The following is a 21,365-nucleotide window of genomic DNA, read 5'->3' as shown; positions in this document are numbered from 1 at the left end:
GCGTCCTAGCGGCGGTGCCGGGGGACGGCCTCCACCTTGCGCCAGCGCGCCTCGCAGAAGCAGTAGAGGCCGAAGACGAGGACGCCCGCGGCGACGGCGACCAGTCCCCAGACCCCGGCGGGGGTGTCGGCGAACTCGCGGAGCGTGCCGTCCAGCCCCTGGGCCTTGTCCGGCTCGAAGCTGAGCGCCGCGTAGCCGAGGAAGACCCCGACGCCGCCGCCGACCAGGCCGCGCGCCAGGTTCCCGACCACGCCGAGCGGCTGGACGATCCGCCGCGCCGCCGGGCCCATCCCGGTCAGCTCGTCCAGGAACGAGCGGCGGACGGCGCCCACCACGACGACCGCGCCCCACACCACGAAGCCCGCGCCGATCGCCAGGATCAGCCAGCGGCCGCCCGGCTCCTCCATCACCCGCGCGGTGTACGTCTTGGACTGCTTGTCGCTGGACTCTCCCCCGCCCCCCAGCAGGAACGCGACCGTCGCCACGAACCCGGCGAAGTAGATGACGCCGCGCGCGGCGGAGGCGAGCCGCTTCCTCGGCTTGTCCCCGTCCGGGACGGGACGCCCGTACAGCGCCTCGGCCCCCTGCCAGAGCGTGAGCGCCACGAACCCGGCCGCCATCAGCCACAGCACGACCGGCCCGCCCGGCTTCTCCGCGACGGCCTGGAGCGCGCCCGTGCGGTCCGCCTCCTTGCCGCCGCCGTCACCGAACGCGACCTGGAGCGCCAGCCAGCCGATGAGCAGGTACAGGAGCCCGCGCGCGACGAGCCCGCCCCGGGTCATGTAGTGGAACCCCGGATGGCCCGCGGCCTTCCGTCCGACACGTTCTACTGTTGTCTCGCCCATCGCCGCCCCTCCTTGACGGCGACTCTGTCCCCGCCCACCGGAAGGTAAAACCACGCGTTAGGTCAGGCCCGCCCGGCGGGCGCGCTCCACGACCGGTCCGATGGCGTCGGCGAGGGCCTTGACGTCCGCCTCGGTGGAGGTGTGGCCGAGGGTGAAGCGGAGCGAGCCCCGCGCGCGCTCCGCCCCGGTGTCCATCGCCATGAGGACGTGGCTGGGCTGCGACACCCCGGCCGAGCACGCGGACCCGGTCGAGCACGCGATGCCCTGCGCGTCCAGGAGCATGAGCAGCGCGTCGCCCTCACAGCCGGGGAAGGAGAAGTGGGCGTTGCCGGGGAGGCGGTCGCGCGGGTCGCCGTTCAGAATCGCGTCGGGGACGGCCGCGCGCACGGCCTCGACGAGCCGGTCGCGCAGCTCGGCGACCCGCGCGGCCTCGGCGTCGCGGCGCCGGACGGCGGTCTGGACGGCGGCGGCGAACCCGGCGATGGCCGGGGCGTCGAGCGTCCCGGACCGGACGTCGCGCTCCTGCCCGCCGCCGTGCAGCAGCGGCACCGGGTCGAGGTACAGCGGCTCGCGCGGCTTGGCCAGCAGCAGCGCGCCGACCCCGATCGGGCCGCCGATCTTGTGGCCGGTGAGCGCGAGCGATTGGACGCCGCTCGCCGCGAACCCGACCGGCAGCGCCCCCGCCGCCTGGACGGCGTCGGTGTGGAACGGCACGCCGTGCTCGCGCGCGAGCGCCGCCAGCTCGGCCACCGGCTGGACGGTGCCGACCTCGTTGTTCGCCCACATGACCGTGGCGAGCGCCACGTCCGCGCCGGTGCCGAGGGCCTCGCGCAGCGCCTCGGGGCGGACGCGCCCGAGCCCGTCCACCGGGATCCACTCGACCTCGGCGCCCTCGTGGTCGGCGAGCCAGCGCGCCGCGTCCAGCACGGCGTGGTGCTCGACGGCCCCGACCAGCACGCGGGTGCGGGCCGGGTCGGCGTCGCGGCGGGCCCAGAACACGCCCTTCACGGCGAGGTTGTCGGCCTCGGTGCCGCCCGAGGTGAACACGACCTCGCTCGGGCGCGCGCCGAACGCCTCGGCGATGATCTCGCGGGACTCCTCCACCACCCGGCGGGCCCGGCGGCCCGCCGCGTGCAGCGAGGACGGGTTGCCGAGCGCGCGCAGTTCCGCCGTCATCGCCTCGATGGCCTCCGGCAGCATCGGGGTCGTCGCCGCATGGTCGAGGTAGGTCACCACGACCCCAACAGTAGCCGCGCGCGGGGCCCGGTCCAGCCGCGGCTCGACAGCTGTACCGTCCAGCCGGTACAGTAGGGCGCCATGACGAGGGAAGCTCTGCTCGACGCCGCCGAAACCGTGCTCTTCGAGCACGGTTCGCAGGCGTTGACGCTCGCCGCGGTCGCCGACCGCGCCGGCGTCAGCAAGGGCGGGCTGCTCTACCACTTCGCCACCAAGGACGCGCTCGTCGCGGCGATGGTCGCGCGGACCATCGAGGAGTTCGACGCGCTCATCGCGTCCTACGACGACGGCTCCCCCGGCTCCTACACCCGCGCCTACGTCGAGGCCACGTTCGAGATCCTCACCGGCGAGGCGCGCACCCACCGGCGATGGTCGGCGATCAGCGCCGCCGCCGCCGATCCCGGGCAGGCCGAGCCGATGAACGAGGCCATGCGCCGCTGGCACGGCCGCGACCCCGGCGAGGACCCCGACCCGTGCGCCGCGCAGGTCGTCCGGCTGGCGGTCGAGGGGCTGTGGGAAGTGGTGAGCCACGCCCCCGACCTCTACGACGAGGCCCAGCTCGCCGAGCTGAGGGCCCGCCTGCTGGCCCTGCTGGAGCCGGCACCGGCCCGCGTCTGACGCGACCTTCCGCACCGTCCGGGCCCTCCTGGTTTGGAGCGCTCCACGGTCGCCCCGTGGACCCCATCACGACGTCTCGATCCCCCCAGGGGCCCCCGGCCCCACGCGCCCAGAAAGAGGTGAACAATGCTGTTCCGTGCCCGTACGGGAACGTTTCTCACGTTCGCGCTGGCCGGCCTGCTGACCGGAGTGTGGGTCGCCCGCATGCCCGCCCTGGCGAGCAAGTTCGGGACGAACGAGAGCGAGATCGGCATCGTCGTCCTCGTCTGGGGCGTCGGCGCCATCGTCGCCATGCAGGCGCTGCGCGGCGTGATGGGCCGCGCCGGGAGCCGCGCCACGCTGCGCCTCGCGCTGCCGCTGACCGCGCTGTCCTACGCCGGGGTCGCGCTGGCCCCCACCTACACGGTGCTGCTCGGCGCCGTCGCGCTGTTCGGCATGACGTTCGGGATCACCGATATCGCGATGAACGCGCAGGGCAGCGTCGTCGAGCGGGCGTACCGGCGGTCGATCATGAGCGGGATGCACGCGGGCTGGTGCGTCGGCGCGATGAGCGGCGGGCTGTTCGGCGTCGCCACCGCCGCCGCCGGGCTCGGCTTCACCGCCACCGTCCTCGCCGCCGCGCTGCTCACGCTGCCCGCCGGTCTCGCGCTCGGCCGCACCTACCTGCCCGACCCCGCCGCGCCCGCCGCGTCCGGGACGGGACGCGAGGCGCGCCGCATGCCCGTCGCCGTCTACCTGATCGGCGCCCTCGCGTTCATCGCGTTCATGACCGAGGGCTCGATCGCCGACTGGAGCGGCCTGCTGCTGCACGACGAGCTCGGCGCGACGCAGGCCGTCGCCGCGCTCGGCTACCCGATGTTCGAGCTGGCGATGCTGCTCGGCCGGCTGGTCGGCGACCGCGTCCGGATGCGGCTCGGCACCCGGCGGCTGCTGGTCGGCGCCGGCCTCGGCACCGCGCTCGGCATGACCGTGGTCGTGCTCGCGCCCGTGCCGCAGGTCGCCATCGCCGGGTTCTTCGCGACGGGCCTCGTGGTCTGCGCCGTCGTCCCGACCACGATCTCGCTGGCGGGCACCGCCGACCCCGAGCGCCCGGCGGCGGCGGTCGCGCAGGTCGGCGCGATGGGCTACGGCGGGCTGCTGCTCGGCCCGGTCGTCGTCGGGTTCCTGTCGGACGCGACGTCGCTGCGGGTCGGCGTCGGCGTGGTCGTCGTGCTCGCGCTGCTGATCTCGGCGGGCGCGCGGTTCGTCCCGCTGCGGATGGACGTGGACGTCGCGGCCCACTCCTCCGAGGCGGCGGTGGCGGGAGCCGAGGCCGAGGCCGAGCCCGTGGCCGCCTGACCGCGACCCCGGAGACGCGGACGCCCCGTCCGGAAGAAAGATCCGGACGGGGCGCCGCCGTAGACGCTCACTTGCGCTTCTGGATCTCCTCGGTGAGCTGCGGCGCGACCTGGAACAGGTCGCCCACCACGCCGAAGTCGACGAGGTCGAAGATCGGCGCCTCGGCGTCCTTGTTGATCGCGACGATCGTCTTCGAGGTCTGCATGCCGGCCCGGTGCTGGATCGCGCCGGAGATGCCGACCGCGATGTAGAGCTGCGGCGACACGGTCTTGCCGGTCTGCCCGACCTGGAAGGAGTGCGGGTACCAGCCCGCGTCGGTCGCGGCGCGCGAGGCGCCGACGGCGCCGCCGAGCGAGTCCGCGAGCCCCTCGATGATCGCGAAGTTCTCCGCGCCGCCGACGCCGCGCCCGCCGGACACGACGATCGCGGCCTCGGTCAGGTCGGGGCGCTCGCCCTTCTCCTGGACGACCCGCTCGACGATCTTCGCGCCCTTGTCGGCGTCCGACAGCGCGACCGCGACCCGCTCCTCGGCGGGGGTGGCGGGGGACGCCTCGGGCGCGACGGAGTTCGGCCGGACCGCGATGATCGGCGTGCCCGTCCGCACCCGGGCGTGCGCGATGATCGCGCCACCGAAGATCGAGTGCTCGGCGACCAGGCCGTCGGCGACGTCCACGACGTCGGTGAGCACGCCCGAGCCCGTCTTGACGGCGAGCCGCCCGGCGATCTCCTTGCCCTCGGCGGTCGCCGACACCAGCACCGCGGCGGGCGACTTCTCCTTCACGAGCTGCGCGAGCAGCGTCGCCTTGGGCGCGACGACGTAGGAGGTCAGCTCCTCGTCGTCGGCCACGTACACCTTGCCGGCGCCGTACTCGCCGAGCTTGTCCTTCGCGCCCTCGTAGCCCGCGCCCACCCACACGGCGGCGGCCTCGCCCAGCCGGTTGGCGAGCGTCAGCAGTTCGAGGGCGACCTTCTTGACCTCACCGTCGACATGGTCGACGAGGACGAGGATCTCAGCCATCGGTTCGTGTCCCTTCCCCGGTCAGACGAACTTCTTCGACGCGAGGAAGTCGGCGATCGCGGTGCCGCCGCTGCCCTCGTCGGTGACGATCTGACCCTTCTCGCGCGGCGGCGCCTCGGCGAAGTCCACCACTTCGGTGGCGGCGTTCGCGAGGCCGACCTGCCCGGCGTCGATCCCGGCGTCGCCGGCGCCGAGCGTCTCCACCGGCTTCTTCTTCGCCGCCATGATCCCCTTGAACGAGGGGTAGCGCGGCTCGTTGATCTTCTCGACCACGCTGACCACGGCGGGCAGGGTCGCCTCGACGCGGTCGTGGCCGTAGTCCGTCTGCCGCTGGATCGTGATGGCGGTCCCGTCGATCTCGACCTTGTTGGCGAGCGACAGCTGCGGGACGCCGAGCCGCTCGGCGAGCATCGCCGCGAGCACGCCGGTGCGCGCGTCGGTGGACTCCGAGCCGAGGACGACGAGGTCGAAGCCCGTGTGGCCGAGCGCCTGGCCGATCACGTAGGAGGTCTGGAGCGCGTCGGACCCGGCGAACGCGTCGTCGACCAGGTGGACGGCCTTGTCGGCGCCCATGGCGAGCGACCTGCGGATGGCGTCGGTGGCCTTGTCGGGGCCCAGGCTGAGGACGGTGACCTCGCCGCCGTGGGCCTCCTTGACGCGCAGCGCCTCCTCGATGGCGTACTCGTCGAGCTCGTTGATGACGCCGTCCGCGGCGGCGCGGTCGAGCGTGCTGTCATCGGACTTCAGCTTGCGCGGGCTCTCGGTATCGGGAACCTGCTTCACCAGAACGACGATGTTCATGGCCGGTGACCGACCTCCCTGCACTCGGTTGGCCGCTGGGGTGAGCGGACAGAGGGGCGCCGCCCCTGGCGGGCCGGCGCGGGAAACGCCTTTCTCGCTGCAACAGCCTGCCAAAGACCCGAACGGGCTTCGGATCCGGGTCCCCGGTTCGGCCGTGCCCGACAAATGTTACCCGTGAGTAGCCGGGCGGCAAAATCCCGGCGCGGTGAGCCCGGTGTGAGCCGCCGGTGCGGGTCAGGTCCCGTTGAGGGCGTTCTGGAGCCGGTCGAGCGTGGCCTCCAGCGAGCTCTGCAACCCGTACATCGGCGCGAAGCTCGGGGTCAGCGACATCGCGCCGACCACCGCGAACAGCGCCAGCACGCCGAGCAGCACGCCCGCCGCCGCGATCCCGCCCGGACGCCGCGCCGCGGCCAGCGCCATCCGTTCGAGCTGGCGGCGCGGGCCGGTGACGCCCGGGGCCGTCCACAGCACGGCGGCCCCGGCGCCCGCGCCGAACGCGCACGCCGCGAGCGGATCGACCTCGCCGCCGACCGCCGCTGCCGCCACCAGGCCGAGCGGCACCGCGACCGTGAACACGGCCGCGTACGGGACGGTCAGCAGCGTCCGCCCGAGCGCCCACGCCCAGCCCCGCACGGACGGCGCTGCGCCCAGCCGCAGCAGCGTCACCGCCGCGAGCGAGGCCAGCAGCCCGACGATCGGCATCATCACCGCGACGCCCACGCCGACCACCACGACCATCGCGGCCAGCAGCCGGGCCCAGCCCTGCGCGACGGCCAGCTCGTGCGCCCGCGCCGCGCTCCCCTGATCAGCGGCCGGTGCCTCCGAGAGGGGCGCCTCCGGGACGGGCCGCGCCGGAGCAGGCGGCGCGGGCGGGGGTGCGGGGGACGTCGGGAGGTCCAGCGGCGGAAGGTCCAGCCGCGCCACCGCCTCGGCCAGGTCCGCCGCCGACGGACGGGCGGACGGGTCCGGGTGCGCCGCCGCCCTCACCAGCGGACGCAGCGCCCCGGGCAGCGCCGCGATCAGATCGGCGGGCAGCTCGGCCGACGGCCCGATCGGCAGCTCGCCGGAGGAGGTCACGGCGGTCTCGTCCGGCCGCCCGGTGGCGGCGAAGGCCAGCGTCACGGCCCAGGCGCGCACGTCGGCGGGGACGTCGCCCGGCGTTCCGGCGCGTCCGGTGAGGGCGAAGTCGACGACGACCGGGGCGTCGTCCACGACCAGCACCGTGCCGGGCCCGAGGTCCCCGTGGGTGAGGCCCGCCTGGTGGAGGGCCGCGAGCGCCTTGGCCAGGCCGAGCGCCATCCGGCCGAGCGCGGCGCCGCCCATCGGGCCGTGCACCGCGACGTGCTCGGCGAGCGGCCGGCCCGGGACGAACCGCGAGACGACATAGGGGCGGGTGCCGCCGGGCTCGCCGCCCAGGACGTCCACCACGTAGGGGCTGAGGACCGAGCGCATCCGCGCGATGTCGGGGACGGCGCCGGGAGGCAGCAGCCGGATCGCCACGTCGCGTCCGTCGGGGCCCGCCGCGCGGTGGGCGGTGCCCGCGCCGCCGCCCAGCCGGGACAGCAACCGGTACGGTCCGATGTGCTCCTGGTGGCCTGTCTCACCGCTCATATGGGAGGCCACCCTATCGATCGCCGGCACCCCGGCGCGCCGGATCCGCCGTGCCCGCCGGAGCGGCGGCGATCACATGCCGGGGACGCGGTCGATCACGTCGTGGACGTCGGAGCGCAGGCCCTCCAGGTCGGTGCTCATCCCGTTCAGCGGCGTGGTGTCGGGCTGGTGGCCGAGCGACAGCAGCGCCAGCACGCCGGTGAAGACGCCGAGGATCAGCGCGGCGGCGAGCGCGGCCTCGGTGCGCGGCAGCACCGCGCCCCACACCCGGGCGAGCTGCCGTCGCGGCGCGCCGCTGCCCGGCGCGAGGCACAGCAGGCCGATCACGGCCATCGCCGAGTAGGCGACGGCCCGCGAGGCCGTCATGTCGGACTTGGTGAACATCAGCACGCCCATCAGGATCAGCCCGGCGGCGACGCTGAGCCCCGCGAGCAGCACCGTGACCAGCACGGCGCCCGGCAGGTGCAGCGGCGTCCGGAACGCCGCCGCGACCGCGTCGCCCGAGCGCGGGCCCCGGCGGGTGCGCTTGTCCTCCATGCCCTTGGCGGCCTTGTCGGCCATCCGCAGCACGGCGACGCCCACGAGCGTGACGCCGACCGCCAGCAGCGGGGCGACGTTGGCGAACGCCAGCAGCGCGGCCAGCACGATGAGGCTGAGCAGCCGGTACAGCCCGTAGGGCTTGCGGGCGCCGGAGTCGCGGTCGTCGCGGGTGCGCTCGGACTGCCGCCGCGCCTCCTGGGCGCGCGGATCGTCATAGTGGCCGCCGGGCCCGGCCGGTGGGCCGCCCGGTTCGGAGCCGCGGTGCAGGGAGCCCGGCGGGGGCGGGCCATAGGGCGGCGCGTACCCGCCCTGCGACGGGGTGTTGTACGAGGCGTAGCCGCCCTGCGAGTAGCCCGGCGAGTCGTAGGGGCCGGGCGCGGGCGGCGGGACGGGCGGCGGCGCCGCCGGCGGAAGCTGCCCGACGAAGTCCTTGGGCTGCGCGGGCGCCGGAGCGGGCGCCGGGGTCGGCGGGGGCGTCGGTGTGCGCGTCTGAGCCGGAGCGGGGGTCGGCGGGGGCGTCGGCGTACGCGTCGTGGCCGGGGCCGGGGTGGGGGCGGGCATCGGCGTCGGCGGCGGCGTGTCGGTGCGGGTGGCCGGTGCGGCCGGTTCCCGCGATCTCAGCGGCGCGGGCGCGGGCATGGAGAACTGCCGCGCGTGGTCGGGCTCGCCGAGCGGCGGGTCGGGCCGGTCCAGCGGCTGGGACGCGCCGTCGGGACGGGTGTGGTGCTGGTCGATCCGCGTCTGGTCGGTGAGGGTCTGCTCGAAGTGGATGCGCCGCGTCAGCTGGACGAGGTTGACCGCCGTCGGGCGCTCGGCCGGGTGGCGGGCCATCGCCGAGCGCAGCACCGGGAGCATCGCGGCGGGGACGCCGTCCAGGTCGGGCGTGCCCTGCATGATCTTGTAGAAGATCGACTCGAAGGTCCCGGAACCGAACGGCGGGCGCCCCGTCGCGGCGTAGGCGACGGTGCCGGCCCAGGCGTGCACGTCGGACGGCGGGCCCGCGTCCTCGCCCTCGATGATCTCCGGGGACAGGTAGCCGGGGGTGCCGATCACCATGCCGGTCGCGGTCAGCCGGGTCGCGTCCGCGCCCTGCGCGATGCCGAAGTCGATCACGACGGGCTCGCCGTCGACCAGCATGACGTTGCCGGGCTTCATGTCGCGGTGGACGATCCCGGCGCCGTGGATCGCCGACAGCGCGGAGGCGAGCCCCACGCCGAGCCGCTGGAGCGCCTGCCCCTGGATCGGGCCGGTCTCCTCGACGATCTCCTCGAGGGTGCGGCCCGGGACGTACTGGGTCACGATGTAGGGCTGGTCGGCGGTGACGTCGGCGTCGAGGATCTCGGCGACGTGCCTGCTGTGCACGCGCCGCATCGAGTCGACCTCGCGCGCGAGCCGGCGGCGCGCCGTGGCGTCCCCGGCCACGGCGGGCCGCAGTACCTTGATGGCCACCTTGCGCCCCTCGGCGTCGGCGCCGAGGTAGACGACGCCCATGCCCCCCTCACCCAGGGTCTGGAGCACGCTGTAGCGGCCGATACGGTCCCCGGACGTGACAACCCCCTTCATCGTTTACGAAACCCTACCCTCCGCCCACGAGGCGGACAGGACCCGAGCGCCATGTCAGGCCGCCCGCCCCCGGCCACCTCGTTGCCCACCTCCGCCGCCGTGACCGCCGCCGTGACCGCCGCTGTGATCGCCGCCTGAAACGTCGCCGGGACGCGGCGCGAGCGCCCCCGCGAACCACCTCGGGGCGGGGCGCCGGGACGGGTCGCGCCGCAGCGCGAGCCGCAGCAGGCCCGCGACGGGCTCGGGCACGCCGTCCAGGTCGACCTGCCCCCGCAGGATGCGGAAGCAGACGCCGTGCAGCGAGCCGCGCCCGAACGGGGGCCGCCCGGTCGCGGCGTAGGCGACGGTGGACGCCCAGGAGAACACGTCGGACGCGGGGGTCGCGCGCTCGCCCTCGATCAGCTCGGGCGCCAGGTAGGCGGGCGTGCCCACGACCATGCCGCGCCGGGTGATCTGCTCCATGCCCGACTCGTGCGCGATGCCGAAGTCGATCAGCGTCGGGCGGTCGCCCAGGACGATCACGTTGCCGGGCGCCACGTCGCGGTGCAGGACGCCCGCGTCGTGCACGTCCGCCAGCGCGAGCGCGAGCCGCCGTGCGAACCGGACGAGCCGGTCGCCCTCCAGCGGCCCGTAGTCGGAGATCAGGTCGCCGAGCGGGCAGCCCGGCACGTACTGCATGACCACGTACGGCCGGTCGGCGGTGACCCGGCCGTCCAGCAGTCGCGCGACGTAGTCGCTCCGCACCCGCGCCTGCGCGGACATCTCCCGCGCCAGCCGCGCGATCGCCTCCGGCTCGGCGGCCAGCCCGGGCAGCAGCTCCTTGACCGCGACCTCGCGGCCGGTCGGGTCCATCGCCAGGTAGACGACGCAGGTGCTCCCCCGGCCGATCTCGTCCAGCAACCGATACCCGGCCAGCCGCCGATGCGCTCCCATGTCCCCTTTGACGCCGGAAATCGGGCTCGCGTTCCCCGTGGCCGAGCCCCGTTTGACGTCACGCAGCGCGTTCCCGTTCCCCCGGAACGGTCACGAAAAGATCGCGAACCCCCGGGAGATCAGCCCTCGCGGGCGGCCTGCCGGGCGCGGCGCTCCTCGCGGCGGGTCTCGAACTTGGTCGCGGACGCGTCCAGATGGGCCAGGAACTCGCCCAGCTCCTCGCGCGCCTTCTCCCCGGTGCCGTCCAGGCCGGTGAGGTCGAAGACGCCCAACTTGCGCAGCACCGGCGTCAGGACGTCGTCGTGGTGCAGCCGCAGGTCGTAGATGCCCGCGTTGGCGATGATGACGGACTTGCGCATGAACCCCTCGATGCCCGCGCCCGGCATCTCGAACGCCTTGACGACGTCGGTGATCGCCCGCATCGTCTCGTTCGGCGCCAGCTCCAGCGCGGCGGCGAGCAGGTTCCGGTAGAAGATCATGTGAAGGTTCTCGTCGGCCGCGACGCGCGTCATCATCTGCTCGCAGATCGGGTCGCCCGACGCGCGGCCGGTGTTGCGGTGCGAGACGCGGGTCGCGAGCTCCTGGAACGCCACGTAGGCGGCGCCGTGCAGGAACGAGTCGCCGTGCGTGGGCTCGTACCCGGTCTCCATGTGGTGCATCCTGGCGCGCTCCAGGGCGATCGGGTCGACGGCGCGGGTGACGGTGAGGTAGTCGCGGATCACGATGCCGTGCCGGTTCTCCTCGGCCGTCCACCGGTTGACCCAGGTGCCCCAAGCGCCGTCCCGTCCGAAGACGGTGGCGATCGCGTTGTGGTAGCCGGGGAGGTTGTCCTCGGTGAGCAGGTTGACGATCAGCGACTCGCGCGCTTCGAGGCTCAGCTTGGACTGCTCCAACGACCACGCCTCGCCGTCCAGCGGGCCGTCGAAGTCGCGTCCCTCGCCCCAGGGCACGTACTGGTGGGGGAACCACTCCTTCGCCATCGACATGTGCCGGTCGAGCTCCTTCTCGACCACCTGTTCCAGCTCGATCAGGAGGCCGGTCTGGAACTTGTCTTCGGGGGTGACGGACATACCGTTCCTTCACTGGACGACGGGACTACCAAAGCGCGCCACCGTGCCCGCGGCGCGCCGAACAGGCCGCCGAGCAGGCCTGACACTCAACCTACTCAAGCGTAGGTTCGATGGTCGCCAGCGATGCGGTACCCCGTCAAGGCAGCGGCCTCACAAGCGGGACCGTGCTTCTTTTGTAGATCGGCGCGAAGAGGGCCGTGACCAGCCGCGACCGTCCGTCACCGGCCGCCCGTCACCTGCCGCCCGTCACCGGCCGCGCGCGGCCTGCTGCCACATGCGTCCGGCCGCCGCCCTGAGCAGCGGCCTCGGGACGAGCCGCAGCGCGGGCAGCGCCGCCCTGTACTGCGCGCCCGGGACGCACAGCGCGCGTCCGGCCTCGACGGCGTCCAGGCCCGCCCCGGCCACCGCGTCCCGGCGCAGCCACAGCGGATGGGGCGGCGCCCCGTCCTCGGTGTGGGTGAAGCCGGGGCACAGCGCGGTCACGTGCACGCCGCCGGCCGCGACCTCCGCGTGCAGGCTCTCGGAGAAGGCGATCACGAACGCCTTCGTCGCGCCGTAGGACGCGCCGCCGGGCGACGGCGTGAGCCCCGCCATCGACGCGACGTTGAGCACGCCGCCCCGGCCCCGGCCGACCATGCCGGGCAGCGCCGCGTGGGTGAGCCGCACGAGCGCGGCCACGTTCAACTCGATCCCGGCGAGGTGCTCGTCGAGCGGCAGCCCGGCGAACGCGCCGGACGCGCCGCGTCCCGCGTTGTTCACCAGAAGTTCCACCGGGTCCGCGCGGAGCCGCCGCTCGACCTCGGCGCACTGCGCGCGGTCGGCGAGGTCGGCGGCGACCACCTCCACCGCGACCCGGTACCGCTCGACCAGCTCGCGGGCCAGCTCGTCCAGCGGCCCGGCGCGGCGCGCCACGATCACGAGGTCGGTGCCCCGGGCCGCGAGGAGGCGGGCGAAGCTCTCCCCGATCCCCCCGGACGCGCCGGTCACCAGCGCGGTTCGGTACGCCTGTCGCGTGGCGGCTCGCATGGCGGCCGATGCTAGCCGCGACCCCCCGCCCGCCAGGGCCGCTCCACCAAATCGTGAAGGAGATTCGCGAGGCGCCTACGCGCGCCGCGGTTCCGAAGTGCGCCGCGGTTCGCCGCCCAGGTGCTCGACCGGCGTGATCATCGTGGCCGGGTCCTCGCCGGCCGCCCAGAGGCCGACCAGGAACGCCGCCGTGGCCTCCAGCAGCGCGGCGCGGTCCAGGCCCCCGCCGTCCAGCGGGACGCAGCCGAGGTCGGTCACGAGCGTGCGCGCGACCGCCAGCGCGTCCGGGTCGTCCCCGCACAGCGGGACGCCGAGCGGACGCCCGCCGAAGGACGGCGGCGCCATCCGCCACACGCCGTCGGGGGCCAGGGTGAACGCCTTGACCACGCGCGCCCCGCTCGCGTCGGCGACCCGGCGTGCCACCGAGGGGCCCTCGCCCGTCTTCAGCCGCTCGAACGGCGGCTCCATCGGGTTCACGCAGTCGATCAGCACGCGCCCGGTGAGCGGACCGGCCTCGCGCAGCACGTCCTGGACGCCCTCGTACCAGACGGCGAGCAGCACGACCTCGCCGAACGCCGCCGCCTCGGCGATCCCGCCGCCGGTGGCGCCGCCGCCGATCCGCTCCGCCAGCGCGACCGCCTTCGCGGGCGTCCGCGCGCCGATCCGCACCTCGTGGCCCGCGCGCGCCCACTGGGTGGCGAGCGCGTCCGCCATGTTGCCCGCGCCGAGTACCCCGATACGCATGACGACCTCCCGTTTCGATTACCGTCGGACGGACGCTAGGCGGTCCGTTCCGCACCGCCTGGTGCGTATCGGGAGGGGGAGGATGGTGCCGATGCCCACGCGAACCACAGTGCCTACGCGAACCACTGCGCCCACGCGAACCACAGATCTTCCGACGAGCGAGTTCGGCGCCGACTGCCAGACCCGGCTCGCCCTCGACGTGCTGGCGGGCACGTGGACGGGCGTCGTGCTCTGGACGCTGCGCGACGGCCCGCTGCGTCCCGGCGAGATGCAGGCGCGGATCGGCGGCGTCCGCCACAAGGTCCTCACCGGGACGCTGCGCCGCCTCGAACAGAACGGCCTCGTGACGCGCCGCCGCTACGCCGAGGCGCCGCCGCGCGTCGAGTACGAGCTGACCGGTCCGGGGCGGGGGCTGCTGGAGCCGCTGTCCGCCCTCGGACGCTGGACCGAGCGGCACGCCGACGAGGTCCTGGCCGCGCAGGAGCGCGGGGCCGTGACGGACACGGCGGACACGGCGGAGGCGGCGGAGGCGGCGGAGGCGGTCAGCGGCCGATGAAGGTCGCCTTGCCCGGCCCCTCCTCCATGAAGCTCCGCATGCCGTTCGCCTGGTCCTCGGTCGCGAACAGCGAGGCGAAGTGCTGCCGCTCGATCTCCAGGCCGGTGTCGAGGTCGACCTCCAGGCCCGTGTCGATGGCCCGCTTGGCGGCGGCGAGGGCGACCGCCGGGCCGCCCACGAACGTCGCCGCCCACGCCCGCGCCGCCGCGTAGACCTCGGCGTCGGGGACGACCCGGTCGACCAACCCCATCGCGAGCGCCTCGTCCGCCGCGACGTGCCGTCCGGAGAACACCAGGTCCTTGGCCTTCGCCGGACCGACCAGCCGGGCGAGCCGCTGCGTGCCGCCCGCGCCGGGGATCACGCCGAGCTGGATCTCCGGCTGCCCGACCTTCGCGCCCTCGCCCGCGACCCGGAAGTCGGCGGTCAGCGCCAGCTCCAGGCCGCCGCCGAGCGCGTACCCGGTGATCGCGGCGATGACGGGCTTGGGGATCGCGGCGAGCGCCTTCGCGAAGTCCTGGAGGAGGTGCGAGAGGCCCGCCGACATCTCCGGGAACGACATCGGTGCCATCTCCTTGATGTCCGCGCCCGCCGCGAACACCCGCTCGCCGCCGTACAGGACGACGGCGGCGACGGCCTCGTCCGCCGTGACCTCGCGGGCCGCCTCGATCAGCTCCCGCTGCACGGACGAGTTCAGGGCGTTCATCTTCGGCCGGTCCAGCCTGATCGTCGCGATCCCGTCCTCGACCTCGACCCGTACGAACTCGCCCACGGCGATCCTCCTCGAACTCGGCGGCGAACGCACCGAGCCTAACCAGCGGGCGCCCGAGTGATCCACGTGGGCGACGGTGGCGGAGGCGACGGCGGTGGCGAACGGAAACGTCCGAGGCTGCTGGTAGCTTCGGGGACCATGCTCGTCGCCCACGCCACCTGGCACGGCGGTGCGCTCTGTGTATGGGCTGAACGCACTAGGCCGTTCCGGGGGGAGTGGGGGGTCGTCCCCCCACAAGAGACAGGTCCGCGCGAGGCCGCTCCCGGTGTTCACCCGTTCGCGTCCCGCGATTTCACCGGCACCTCCTACGAGCCGCTCGTGCGCGGCGCCGCCCGCGTCGAGCTGACGATGTCGCTCCCATCCCACGGCGACCACCCGCTGCCGTCCGCCGAACTCGGGCCCGAGCCCGTCGAGGGCGAACCGGAGCTGCGGCCGTGGAAGGTCCCCGCGCTCGTGCTGGAGCCGTTCCCCGCGATGGCGCTGCTCCAGGCCGCCGAGCACAGCGGCGACGTCGTCCCCGGCAGCGACCTGCGGTTCCTGTGCCTGCTCGCGGACGAGGCGGTGCACCTGACCGGGCGCGGCCAGGTGCTGCCCGCGCTGCTGCGCGAGGACGGCGACCTCGTCGCCCGCTGGCGTCCCGTCATCGACGACCCGCCGCGCTTCCGGGAGCTGGCCGCCGCGATGCCCGCCGCGTGCCGCGCGGCCGACGGCGGACGTCCCGCCGCCGAGGTGCTGCGCGAGGCGCTGCACGGCCTGGTCGACACCGCCGTGCGCGGCGTGGTGCCGCATCCGCTGCTGCCGCCGCGCCGGGGCAGGACTCCCGACCGGGTCCCGCTCGCCGAACGCTGGGTGGAGGCGCTGACCGGCCCGTCGCCGGACGTGCCGCGCGAGCCCGGCGACGACTCCGCCGAGCTGATCGCCGAGCTGGACGCGTGGGCGGCCGCCGCGCGCCGTCCATCGGGTCCGCTGCGGGTGTGCTTCCGGCTGGCCGAGCCCGGCGCGGAGGAGTACGAGCCCGAGCTGAGCGAAAAGGACGAGAAGGACGAAGACTCCTGGCGGGTCGAGTTCGCGCTCCAGGGCATCGACGATCCGAGCCTGTACGTGCCCGCCGCGATGGTGTGGGCGGGCGAGGCCGCCTCGGTCTCCGGCGCGGAGGAGACGCTGCTCGACGGCCTCGGCCGCGCGCTGCGGCTGTTCCCCGACCTCGCGCCCGCGCTCGACGACCCCGCGCCCGGCGGGCTCGTCCTCGACACGGCGGGCGCGTTCCGGTTCCTGCGGCGCGCGGCGCCGATGCTGGCCGCCGCCGGGTTCGGCGTCCTGCTTCCGCAGTGGGCGGGCAAGGCGAGGCTCGGCATGCGGTTCACCACCCGCCCGGACGACCCGGAGGCCACGTCCGGCGCCGCCGCGCCCTCGGGTTTCGACCTGAAGGGCATGGTCAAGTTCCGCTGGGACCTCGCGATCGGCGACGAGAGCATCGACGAGGCCGAGTTGGAGGAGCTGGCCCGGCTCAAGACGCCGCTCGTCCGGCTGCGCGGCCAGTGGGTCGAGCTGGACGAGGAGCAGTTGGAGGCCGCGCTCGACTTCCTGCGCCGTCCGCGCCGGGGCCGGATGTCGGCCGCCGAGGCGATCCGCGCGGTCCTGCACGCGGGCGACGCCGCGCTGCCCCTGGTCGAGGTCGACGCGGGCGGCATGCTCGGCGACCTGCTCTCGGGCGAGGCCGACCGGCGGCTCGCGCCGCTCGCGACGCCCGAGGAGCTGGACGCGCAGCTGCGCCCCTACCAGGAGCGCGGGCTGGCGTGGCTCGCGTTCATGGACGGCCTCGGCCTCGGCGCGCTGCTCGCCGACGACATGGGGCTCGGCAAGACGCTCGCGGTGCTGTCGCTGCTCGTCCACGAGCGGGAGGACGGCGCGCGCCCCGATCCGACGCTGGCGATCCTGCCGATGTCGCTGGTGGGGAACTGGCAGCGCGAGGCGGCGCGGTTCACGCCGAAGCTGCGCGTGTACGTCCACCACGGCGCGGGCCGGCCGCGCGGCGCGGAGCTGGCGCGGGCCGTCGCGGGCGCCGACCTCGTCCTGACCACCTACGGGACGGCCGCACGCGACGCCGACGACCTCGCCGCCCTCACCTGGGGACGCGTCGTCTGCGACGAGGCGCAGGCGCTCAAGAACAGCGGCACCCGGCAGGCGCGGGCGGTGCGGAGCATCCCGGCGCGCAGCCGGATCGCGCTGACCGGCACGCCGGTCGAGAACCACCTGACCGAGCTGTGGTCGATCATGGAGTTCGCGAACCCGGGACTGCTCGGCCCGCGCGCCGCGTTCCGGGAGCGGTTCGCGATCCCGATCGAGCGGGACGGCGACGAGCAGGCCGCGCTGGCGCTGAAGCGCGCGACGCAGCCGTTCGTGCTGCGGCGGTTGAAGACCGACCGGTCGATCATCTCCGACCTGCCCGAGAAGCAGGAGATGAAGGTCTACTGCAACCTGACCACCGAGCAGGCGTCGCTGTACCAGGCGACGGTCGACGACATGCTCGCGCGGATCGCCGAGGCCGAGCCGCGCAAGCGGCGCGGGCTCGTGCTGGCGACCATGGCGAGGCTGAAGCAGGTCTGCAACCATCCGGCGCAGCTCCTCAAGGACGGCTCGCGGCTGCCCGGCCGCTCGGGGAAGCTGGAGCGGCTGGAGGAGATCTGCGCCGAGGTCGTCGGCCGGGGCGAGAAGGCGCTGGTGTTCACGCAGTACGCCGAGTTCGGCTCGATGCTCCAGCCCTACCTCGCGGCGCGGCTGGAGCGTCCCGTGCTGTGGCTGCACGGCGGCACGTCCAAGCAGGCGCGCGACGACCTGGTCCGGCACTTCCAGGGCGACCCGGAGCCCGCGGTGTTCCTGCTGTCGCTGAAGGCCGCCGGGACGGGGCTGACGCTGACGGCCGCGAACCACGTCGTCCACCTCGACCGGTGGTGGAACCCCGCCGTCGAGGACCAGGCGACCGACCGGGCGTTCCGCATCGGGCAGACCCGCAACGTGCAGGTCCGCAAGTTCATCTGCGTCGGGACGATGGAGGAGCGGGTCGACGAGATGATCGAGCGCAAGAAGGCCCTCGCCGACACGATCGTCGGCACCGGCGAGGAGTGGCTGACGGAGCTGTCGGTGGCGGAGCTGCGCGACGTCCTGCGGCTCTCGCCCGAGGCGGTGAGCGACTGATGGCCGACGCTCCGATCGGCCTCCGCTGGTGGTCGCGACGCTTCACGACCCTGCTCGACACCGGCGCCGACCCCGAACGCCTCCAGGCCGGACGCGAGCTGGCGCGCACCGGCGAGGTGCTCGGCCTGCGGGTCGGGCCGTACGAGGTGACGGCGAAGGTGCGCGGGCCCGGCGGCGAGCCCTACGACGTGGCGGTCGGCACCGAGGGCATCGACACGCTGGGATGGCGCGCGGCGGAGGCGCGGCTCGCGGGCCACGCGGTGTTCCGGGCGCGGCTGCTCGCGGGCGAGCTGCCGCCGGAGATCGAGTGGCAGTTCGCCGAGCTGGGGCTGGCGCTGTTCCCCGAGACGGCGGCCGACCTGCACCTGATGTGCGGCTGCCCCGGCTGGGGCGACCCGTGCGAGCACGCGGCGGCCGTCCTGTACCTGCTGGCCGAGGCGTTCGACGACGACCCGTTCCTCGTCCTGGAGTGGAACGGCCGCCCCCGCGAGCAGCTGCTGGCGGCGCTGCGGCGGGAGTCGGCGGTGGAGCCCGACCCGTTCGAGATGGACGCGGAGCCGCTCACGGCGGCGGGGTTCTGGACGCCGCCGTCCGGGCTCGCGCGGCTGCGGGAGCGCCGCCGCGCCGTGCCCGTCCCGCCCGGGTTCGTCCTCCGGGTCGCGACGCCGCCGCCGATCAAGATCCGCCGCCGCGACCTCCCGGACGTCCTCGCGCCCGCCTACGAGGCCCTCGCCGCCGAAAGCCTGTCGGAGGATGGCTCCTAGCGCAGATCGCCGTTAGTCATCCCCTCCGGCGCGGGCGGCAGCGCGACCAGGCCCAGCTCGGCGGGCCCCGGCAGCGCCGGATGGCTCGGGACGACCCGGACGCCGTACCCGAACGCGCCGCTGCGCGCCAGCGGCACCTCCCCCGTGTACCGGACCTTTCCGTCTCCGGCGGCCCCGGCCGCCTCCAGTTCGAGGTAGGACGGCTCGACCAGCGTGTCGGTGTCGTCCACCCGGCCGTAGCCGACCTCGACCGCGACGTCGCCGGGGTCGAGCGCGCCGAGGTCGACGACGACGCGCACCGCCATCCGCGCGCCCACCTGCGTGGACTCCTTGCCCCTCGACTCGCCCCTCGACTCGCCGCCCGAGTCGTCACCCGGCTCGACGCTCGACTCGACGTGCTCGACGGCGACGCGCGGCCACGCCTCCCGGATCCGCCGCTTCCACGCCGCCAGCTCGCGCGCCCCGGCGAAGCCGCCGGCGGCCATCGCGCGGGCGGACGCGGCGGCGGGCTCGTAGTAGCCCTCCACGTAGTCGCGGACCATCCGGGACGCCAGCACCTTGGGCCCGAGCGTCGCGATCGTGTGCCGGACCATCTCCAGCCAGCGGCGCGGCAGGCCCGCCGCGTCCCGGTCGTAGAAGGCGGCGGCGACCTGGTCCTCGATCAGCTCGTGCAGCGCGGCGGCCTCCAGCTCGTCGCGGCGCTCGGGGCTCGCTAGGCCGTCGGCGGACGGGATCGCCCAGCCGTTCCGCCCGTCGTACCACTCGTCCCACCAGCCGTCGCGGATCGAGAGGTTCAGGCCGCCGTTCAGCGCCGCCTTCATCCCGGACGTCCCGCACGCCTCCAGGGGCCGCAGCGGGTTGTTCATCCACACGTCGCAGCCCTGGACGAGCAGCCGTCCGAGCGCCATGTCGTAGTCGGGCAGGAACACGATGCGGTGCCGGACCTCCTCGTCCCCGGCGAACCGCACGATGTCCTGGATGAGCCGCTTGCCGCCCTCGTCCGCCGGGTGCGCCTTCCCGGCGATGACGATCTGCACGGGCCGGTCGGGGTCGAGCAGCAGCGCGCGCAGCCGCCGCTCGTCGCGCATCATCAGCGTGAGGCGCTTGTAGGACGGGACGCGCCGCGCGAACCCGATCGTCAGCACGTCCGGGTCGAGCGCGTCGTCGATCCAGGACAGCTCGGCCTCGCTCGCGCCGCGCCCCCGCCACGACTCGCGGAGCCGCCGCCGCGCGTCCGCGACGAGCCGCTCGCGCAGCACCCGCCGCACCCGCCAGATCTCGCGGCCCTCGACCTTCAGCACGCCCTCCCAGCCGCGCGCCGACTCGACCACCGAGGGCACCTCGCGGGCCGCGAGCTCCAGGACCTCCCGGGCCACCCACGTCCCGGCGTGCACACCGTTGGTGACCGACCCGATCGGGACCTCGGCGGTGTCGAACCCGCCCCACAGCCCGCCGAACATCTCGCGGCTGACCTCGCCGTGGAGCGTGCTGACGCCGTTCACCCGCTGCGCGAGCCGCATCCCCATCACCGCCATGTTGAACACGGTGCGGTCGCCGCCGGTGTAGTCCTCGGCGCCGAGCGCGAGGATCCGCTCGACCGGGACGTCCGGCTCCTCGCCCGCGCCGCCGAAGTAGCGGGCGACCAGCTCGCGGGGGAACCGGTCGATGCCCGCCGGGACGGGCGTGTGCGTGGTGAACACCGTCCCGGCGCGGGCCGCCTCCAGCGCCTCGTCGAAGGCCAGCTCCTGCCCGGTCACCAGCTCGCGGATGCGCTCCAGGCCGAGGAACCCGGCGTGGCCCTCGTTGGTGTGGAACACCTCGGGCGCGGCGTGCCCGGTGATCCGGCAGTAGGCGCGGATCGCCCGCACTCCCCCGATGCCGAGCAGCAGCTCCTGGAGCAGCCGGTGCTCGCCGCCGCCCCCGTACAGCCGGTCGGTGACCTCGCGGGCCTCCTGGTCGTTGTCCTCGACGTCGGAGTCGAGCAGCAGCTGCGGGACGCGCCCGACCCGCGCGAGCCAGACCCGCGCGCGCAGCTCGCGGTCCTTCGGCAGGCCGACGCTCACCCGCACCGGCGTCCCGTCGGGCTCGCGCAGCTGCGTCAGCGGCAGCCCGTTCGGGTCGAGCGGCGGGTAGCGCTCCAGCTGCCAGCCGTCCGGCGACAGCGACTGCGTGAAGTAGCCGTGCCGGTAGAGCAACCCGACCGCGATGACGGGGACGCCGAGGTCGCTCGCGGCCTTGAGGTGGTCGCCCGCCAGGATGCCGAGCCCGCCGGAGTACTGCGGCAGCGCGGCGGCGATCCCGTACTCGGGCGAGAAGTAGGCGACGCAGGCGGGCCCGGCGCCGCGCGCCTGGTACCAGCGCGGGGCGGTCAGGTACTCGTGGAGGTCCTCGGCCGTGTCGTGGAGACGGCGCAGGAACCGGCGGTCGGCCGCGAGGCGCGTGAGCCGCTCGGGCGCGACCTCGCCGAGCAGCCGCACCGGGTCGTGGCCCACCGCGTCCCACAGCGCCGGATCGACGTCGCGGAACAGGTCGAGCGTCTCGTGGTGCCACGACCAGCGCAGGTTGAGGACGAGCTCCTCCAGCTGCCTGAGCGGCTCGGGTAGGACGGTACGGACCGTGAAACGTCGAATTGCCTTCACACCGCTCCACGCTAGGTGAGGCCTGCGGCGGACGCGACGGTGGGGACCCGAGGGGAACCGGAGCCTCACCCCGAGGACTCACTCCGAAGCCTCACCCCG

General features: G+C 74.7%; 17 protein-coding genes. 5 read left to right on the top strand and 12 right to left on the bottom strand.

Translation table 11 applies throughout. The features are described 5' to 3' along the window. Window positions 1–5 precede the first annotated feature (5 nt). The gene (locus K2F47_RS04125; RefSeq protein WP_242901313.1) at window positions 6–845 is read right to left on the bottom strand and encodes a DUF1206 domain-containing protein; all 840 of its coding nucleotides are present in this window, start codon (window positions 843–845) and stop codon (window positions 6–8) included. A 57-nt stretch (window positions 846–902) separates the two neighbouring features. Continuing rightward, entirely contained in the window at window positions 903–2,078 is a 1,176-nt protein-coding gene (locus K2F47_RS04120) for a cysteine desulfurase family protein (protein WP_242902559.1), read from the bottom strand. Between the two features lie 84 nt (window positions 2,079–2,162). Between K2F47_RS04120 and K2F47_RS04115 the strand changes: the two genes are divergently transcribed. Both K2F47_RS04115 and K2F47_RS04110 read left to right on the top strand, forming a co-directional pair. After that, window positions 2,163–2,699, top strand: a complete 537-nt coding sequence (locus K2F47_RS04115) for a TetR/AcrR family transcriptional regulator (protein WP_242901312.1) — start codon at window positions 2,163–2,165, stop codon at window positions 2,697–2,699. A gap of 126 nt (window positions 2,700–2,825) precedes the next feature. Beyond that, a complete protein-coding gene (locus K2F47_RS04110; RefSeq protein WP_242901311.1) occupies window positions 2,826–4,037 on the top strand; it encodes an MFS transporter in 1,212 nt (403 codons plus the stop codon). A 67-nt stretch (window positions 4,038–4,104) separates the two neighbouring features. Here K2F47_RS04110 and K2F47_RS04105 read toward each other — a convergent pair whose 3' ends face one another. The 8 genes from K2F47_RS04105 to K2F47_RS04070 all read right to left on the bottom strand — a co-directional run bounded on the left by K2F47_RS04105 (window position 4,105) and on the right by K2F47_RS04070 (window position 13,343). Beyond that, window positions 4,105–5,055: an electron transfer flavoprotein subunit alpha/FixB family protein gene (locus K2F47_RS04105; RefSeq protein ID WP_242901310.1), complete on the bottom strand. Its 951-nt coding sequence runs from the start codon at window positions 5,053–5,055 to the stop codon at window positions 4,105–4,107. Between the two features lie 21 nt (window positions 5,056–5,076). Continuing rightward, window positions 5,077–5,856: an electron transfer flavoprotein subunit beta/FixA family protein gene (locus K2F47_RS04100; protein ID WP_242901309.1), complete on the bottom strand. Its 780-nt coding sequence runs from the start codon at window positions 5,854–5,856 to the stop codon at window positions 5,077–5,079. Between the two features lie 234 nt (window positions 5,857–6,090). Next, a complete protein-coding gene (locus tag K2F47_RS04095) occupies window positions 6,091–7,467 on the bottom strand; it encodes a protein kinase family protein (RefSeq protein WP_242901308.1) in 1,377 nt (458 codons plus the stop codon). Window positions 7,468–7,539: 72 nt separating this feature from the next. After that, window positions 7,540–9,570, bottom strand: coding sequence for a serine/threonine-protein kinase (locus K2F47_RS04090; protein WP_242901307.1), 2,031 nt, complete (start codon window positions 9,568–9,570; stop codon window positions 7,540–7,542). A gap of 54 nt (window positions 9,571–9,624) precedes the next feature. Then, the gene (locus K2F47_RS04085) at window positions 9,625–10,503 is read right to left on the bottom strand and encodes a serine/threonine-protein kinase (RefSeq protein ID WP_242901306.1); all 879 of its coding nucleotides are present in this window, start codon (window positions 10,501–10,503) and stop codon (window positions 9,625–9,627) included. A 119-nt stretch (window positions 10,504–10,622) separates the two neighbouring features. Next, window positions 10,623–11,573, bottom strand: a complete 951-nt coding sequence (locus K2F47_RS04080; RefSeq protein ID WP_242901305.1) for an acyl-ACP desaturase — start codon at window positions 11,571–11,573, stop codon at window positions 10,623–10,625. A 246-nt stretch (window positions 11,574–11,819) separates the two neighbouring features. Continuing rightward, the gene (locus tag K2F47_RS04075; RefSeq protein ID WP_242901304.1) at window positions 11,820–12,599 is read right to left on the bottom strand and encodes an SDR family NAD(P)-dependent oxidoreductase; all 780 of its coding nucleotides are present in this window, start codon (window positions 12,597–12,599) and stop codon (window positions 11,820–11,822) included. Window positions 12,600–12,674: 75 nt separating this feature from the next. Continuing rightward, window positions 12,675–13,343: an NADPH-dependent F420 reductase gene (locus K2F47_RS04070; protein WP_242901303.1), complete on the bottom strand. Its 669-nt coding sequence runs from the start codon at window positions 13,341–13,343 to the stop codon at window positions 12,675–12,677. A 91-nt stretch (window positions 13,344–13,434) separates the two neighbouring features. Here K2F47_RS04070 and K2F47_RS04065 point away from each other — a divergent pair, with 91 nt between their 5' ends. Further along, the gene (locus K2F47_RS04065; protein ID WP_242901302.1) at window positions 13,435–13,899 is read left to right on the top strand and encodes a winged helix-turn-helix transcriptional regulator; all 465 of its coding nucleotides are present in this window, start codon (window positions 13,435–13,437) and stop codon (window positions 13,897–13,899) included. Here the strand turns inward: K2F47_RS04065 and K2F47_RS04060 are convergent. Then, window positions 13,886–14,668 carry an enoyl-CoA hydratase/isomerase family protein gene (locus K2F47_RS04060; protein ID WP_242901301.1) on the bottom strand — a complete coding sequence of 261 codons (783 nt, stop codon included), beginning with the start codon at window positions 14,666–14,668 and terminating at the stop codon, window positions 13,886–13,888. The two genes, K2F47_RS04065 and K2F47_RS04060, sit on opposite strands and share 14 nt — an antisense overlap. Before the next feature lie 138 nt (window positions 14,669–14,806). Here K2F47_RS04060 and K2F47_RS04055 point away from each other — a divergent pair, with 138 nt between their 5' ends. Both K2F47_RS04055 and K2F47_RS04050 read left to right on the top strand, forming a co-directional pair. Continuing rightward, window positions 14,807–17,863 carry a DEAD/DEAH box helicase gene (locus K2F47_RS04055; RefSeq protein ID WP_242901300.1) on the top strand — a complete coding sequence of 1,019 codons (3,057 nt, stop codon included), beginning with the start codon at window positions 14,807–14,809 and terminating at the stop codon, window positions 17,861–17,863. After that, a complete protein-coding gene (locus K2F47_RS04050) occupies window positions 17,863–18,627 on the top strand; it encodes an SWIM zinc finger family protein (RefSeq protein WP_242901299.1) in 765 nt (254 codons plus the stop codon). The genes K2F47_RS04055 and K2F47_RS04050 overlap by 1 nt, the downstream gene beginning before the upstream one ends. Here K2F47_RS04050 and glgP read toward each other — a convergent pair. Next, entirely contained in the window at window positions 18,624–21,266 is a 2,643-nt protein-coding gene (gene glgP / locus K2F47_RS04045) for an alpha-glucan family phosphorylase (protein WP_242901298.1), read from the bottom strand. The two genes, K2F47_RS04050 and glgP, sit on opposite strands and share 4 nt — an antisense overlap. Window positions 21,267–21,365 lie beyond the last annotated feature (99 nt).

It is taken from the genome of Actinomadura terrae (assembly GCF_022751215.1).
GTDB classification, from domain to species: Bacteria; Actinomycetota; Actinomycetes; order Streptosporangiales; family Streptosporangiaceae; genus Spirillospora; species Spirillospora terrae.
The sequence above is the reverse complement of the archived record's forward strand: the minus strand, read 5'-3'. Positions and strand labels throughout refer to the sequence as shown.

Bases quoted from the DNA above. Each gene is read 5' to 3' on its own strand.
- K2F47_RS04125 (WP_242901313.1), bottom strand. From the start codon at position 845: ATGGGCGAGACAACAGTAGAACGTGTCGGACGGAAGGCCGCGGGCCAT.
- K2F47_RS04115 (WP_242901312.1), top strand. From the start codon at position 2,163: ATGACGAGGGAAGCTCTGCTCGACGCCGCCGAAACCGTGCTCTTCGAG.
- K2F47_RS04110 (WP_242901311.1), top strand. From the start codon at position 2,826: ATGCTGTTCCGTGCCCGTACGGGAACGTTTCTCACGTTCGCGCTGGCC.
- K2F47_RS04105 (WP_242901310.1), bottom strand. From the start codon at position 5,055: ATGGCTGAGATCCTCGTCCTCGTCGACCATGTCGACGGTGAGGTCAAG.
- K2F47_RS04100 (WP_242901309.1), bottom strand. From the start codon at position 5,856: ATGAACATCGTCGTTCTGGTGAAGCAGGTTCCCGATACCGAGAGCCCG.
- K2F47_RS04095 (WP_242901308.1), bottom strand. From the start codon at position 7,467: ATGAGCGGTGAGACAGGCCACCAGGAGCACATCGGACCGTACCGGTTG.
- K2F47_RS04090 (WP_242901307.1), bottom strand. From the start codon at position 9,570: ATGAAGGGGGTTGTCACGTCCGGGGACCGTATCGGCCGCTACAGCGTG.
- K2F47_RS04085 (WP_242901306.1), bottom strand. From the start codon at position 10,503: ATGGGAGCGCATCGGCGGCTGGCCGGGTATCGGTTGCTGGACGAGATC.
- K2F47_RS04080 (WP_242901305.1), bottom strand. From the start codon at position 11,573: ATGTCCGTCACCCCCGAAGACAAGTTCCAGACCGGCCTCCTGATCGAG.
- K2F47_RS04075 (WP_242901304.1), bottom strand. From the start codon at position 12,599: ATGCGAGCCGCCACGCGACAGGCGTACCGAACCGCGCTGGTGACCGGC.
- K2F47_RS04070 (WP_242901303.1), bottom strand. From the start codon at position 13,343: ATGCGTATCGGGGTACTCGGCGCGGGCAACATGGCGGACGCGCTCGCC.
- K2F47_RS04065 (WP_242901302.1), top strand. From the start codon at position 13,435: ATGCCCACGCGAACCACAGTGCCTACGCGAACCACTGCGCCCACGCGA.
- K2F47_RS04055 (WP_242901300.1), top strand. From the start codon at position 14,807: ATGCTCGTCGCCCACGCCACCTGGCACGGCGGTGCGCTCTGTGTATGG.
- K2F47_RS04050 (WP_242901299.1), top strand. From the start codon at position 17,863: ATGGCCGACGCTCCGATCGGCCTCCGCTGGTGGTCGCGACGCTTCACG.